The following is a 2,832-nucleotide window of genomic DNA, read 5'->3' on the forward strand; positions in this document are numbered from 1 at the left end:
CTGGCGGCCCCTGCTGGTCTGGGCGGATAAGTTCAAGCTGGAGACGGTGGAAAGCGACTTTCCACCCCGCTCATGGTTCTATGACCTGCTCCAGAACTCCCACCTCTGGAAGTGGTGGAGCGCCCATATCTGGGCCCCCTTCCAGGAAAAGCTGGATGAGTGGATGGTACGCGTCTGGCCGGCAGAACAGGCGCCGGCCCCCGGCCGGCGCACGCGCCCCTGGGCGGGGTACATCCTCGCCGGCATTTTCGGCGCGGCGCTGGCGTACGGGGTCTTCCGCGCCGGCGAGATGCTGCTCATGGTGCCGGGCCAGCAGTGGGGGGAGATTGGGCTTGGGGTGCTGGCAACCCTGCTCAGAGTTACCATTTCCCTGATCATCACGCTGGCATGGACCCTGCCGGTAGGAGTGGCCATCGGCACCTCGCCGGCAGTGGCCAACCTGGTACAGCCCATCGTACAGATCGTGGCCTCCGTGCCGGCGACGGCGTTGTTCCCCGTCTTCCTGCTGTTCCTGACGAGGATTTTCGGCGGGCTGAATGTGGCCTCGGTGTTCCTCATGCTTATGGGGACGCAGTGGTACGTGTTGTTCAACGTGATCGCCGGCGCCTCGGCCATCCCGCAGGATCTGAAATACACTACTGCGCTCCTGCAGTTAACCCATTGGGAACGCTGGCGCCTGCTCATCCTGCCGGCACTCTTCCCGTACCTGATCACTGGCGCCATCACCGCTTCCGGCGGGGCCTGGAACGCCAGCATCGTGGCGGAGCATGTGGAGTTCGCGGGCCGCACTATGAGCACCACCGGCATTGGGGCGCTGATCGCGCGGGCCACTGCCGCCGGCGATTATCCGCTCCTGCTGGCCGCCACCTTGTCCATGATCGTCACCGTCGTACTGATCAACCGCGTCCTGTGGCACCGCTTGTATCAGGTGGCGCAGGAGCGCTTCCGCATGGAGTAGTCTCATGGCCAAAGATCAAGCCATTGTCGAGCTTCAGCATGTGTATCAGATGTACGGCCGCGGCGAGCGCAGGTTCACCGCGGTGCAGGATGTCAACCTGACCGTGCGCGAGGGGGAGTTTGTGGTCCTGCTGGGGCCATCTGGCTGTGGCAAGAGCACGCTCTTGCGGATCATCACCGGCCTGCAGCCCCCGTCGGAGGGCACGGTGCTGTACCGCGGAGAACCATTGCGCGGCGTCAATCCCCATGCGACTATCGTGTTCCAAACCTTTGCCCTGTTCCCTTGGCTGACGGTGCTGGAGAACGTGGAGGTCGCGCTCAAGGCCAAGGGGGTGCCGGCCAAGCTCCGCGTTGCCCGCGCCCTGGATTGGATCGACGTGGTCGGCCTCGACGGTTTCGAAATGGCCTACCCGCGCGAGCTTTCCGGCGGCATGCGCCAGAAAGTGGGCTTTGCCCGCGCCATGGCGGTGGAGCCGGAACTGCTCTGCCTGGATGAACCGTTTTCCGCGCTGGACGTGTTGAGCGCCGAATCCCTGCGTGGCGAACTGTTGGAACTGTGGGTGGGGGGCAAAATCCCCACCAAGGCCATTTTGATGGTCACCCATAACATTGACGAAGCGGTGTATCTGGCGGACCGCATCGTGGTGATGGAGAAGGGCCCCGGGCGCATTGTCAACGAACTGCAGATCGGCCTGCCCCATCCCCGACAGCGGAAATCCCCGGAATATCTGCGCATCGTGGATCAGGTGTATGCGCTGTTGGTGGGCCAGACCCAGCCGGAAGCGATCGAATTGGGCACCGCGCCGGGCGAGCCGGGACGCACGCGCTCTCTGCCGGCCATCCGCATCAGCGACCTCGCCGGCCTGCTGGAACATGTCGCAGAAAGCGCCAAACCCTCCCATGATGTCTACGTCCTCAAAGACGAACTCGGGGTGGACGACGATTACCTGTTCCGTCTGATTGATGCGGCGGAAATGCTCGGCTTCGGCACCGTCGGCCAGGGCGACTTTATCATCACCCCGCTTGGTGAGACCTTCGCCGCCGCCAGCATCCTGGCCCGCAAAGAGATTTTCGCCACCCGCATCTCGCGCATTCCTCTCTTCCGCTGGTTGATGGGACTGTTAAAGGCCGCCGAGGGCAATGAATTGGAGCGGGAGGTGATCCTGCGGGCGCTGGAACTGGAATTCCCGTCCGAGGAAGCGGAGCGCCAGCTCGATATCATCATTGAGTGGGGACGCTATGCGGAGCTGTTGTCTTATGATGACGACCGCGAGGTGATCTTCCTGGAACGGGCGCCGGCGGTCAAGACGGCGGCGTAATAACGCCGGCCCATGCTGCGGAATGGTGGATAAGGATATTCAGGATGAGACTTGCGGCGCACTTGCAATGCCTGCGGCGCATAGGAACGGCCTTGACAGCGGCCGGCATGATGGCCATCCTGTTCTCTGCCTGCGGCGGGAGCGCCGGCACCGCCGCCACCCCTTCCCTCGCCCAGATCATCCAGACCAACCTGCCGGCCGATTTCCGCATCGAGGTCTATCAAGGGGAGGATATCCTGGGAGGGAGCTCGGTGCAGTTTTCGGAGGTGGTAGCGCAGGGCCGGCCAGTGGTGCTGGTGGTGCTGGCCGGCCGCTGTGGCTACTGCCACCGCCAGCTGCCGGTGATCCAGGAACTGCACGCCCAGTACGGCGGCCAGGTGCTGTTTCTGGGCATTGATGTGGGGGAATTCATGGGCCTGGGGTCGCGCGATGACGTGCTGGAGCTGATCGTCCAACAGCATTTGACCTTCCCCATCGGAACTGTCCGTTCTATACAGGCCATCAGCGCCTATCGCGTCTCCGGCACGCCAACCATCTTTTTCCTTACGCCGCAGGG

General features: G+C 63.3%; 3 protein-coding genes. All 3 read left to right on the plus strand.

Going from position 1 to position 2,832, the window contains the following annotated elements; all coding sequences use genetic code 11:
- The coding region (locus H5T60_13715; protein ID MBC7243489.1) for an ABC transporter permease subunit at positions 1 to 958 on the plus strand (958 nt) is incomplete at its 5' end.
- Between the two features lie 4 nt (positions 959 to 962).
- On the plus strand, positions 963 to 2,276 hold the full coding sequence (locus tag H5T60_13720) for an AAA-associated domain-containing protein (GenBank protein MBC7243490.1): 1,314 nt from the start codon (positions 963 to 965) through the stop codon (positions 2,274 to 2,276).
- Between the two features lie 107 nt (positions 2,277 to 2,383).
- Positions 2,384 to 2,832, plus strand: a 449-nt coding sequence (locus H5T60_13725) for a TlpA family protein disulfide reductase (protein MBC7243491.1), incomplete at its 3' end; no start/stop codon positions are given.

The sequence above is a fragment of the Anaerolineae bacterium genome, assembly GCA_014360855.1.
GTDB lineage: Bacteria > Chloroflexota > Anaerolineae > JACIWP01 > JACIWP01 > JACIWP01.

Coding starts and splice junctions, on each gene's coding strand:
- H5T60_13720 (MBC7243490.1), top strand. CDS start 963: ATGGCCAAAGATCAAGCCATTGTCGAGCTTCAGCATGTGTATCAGATG.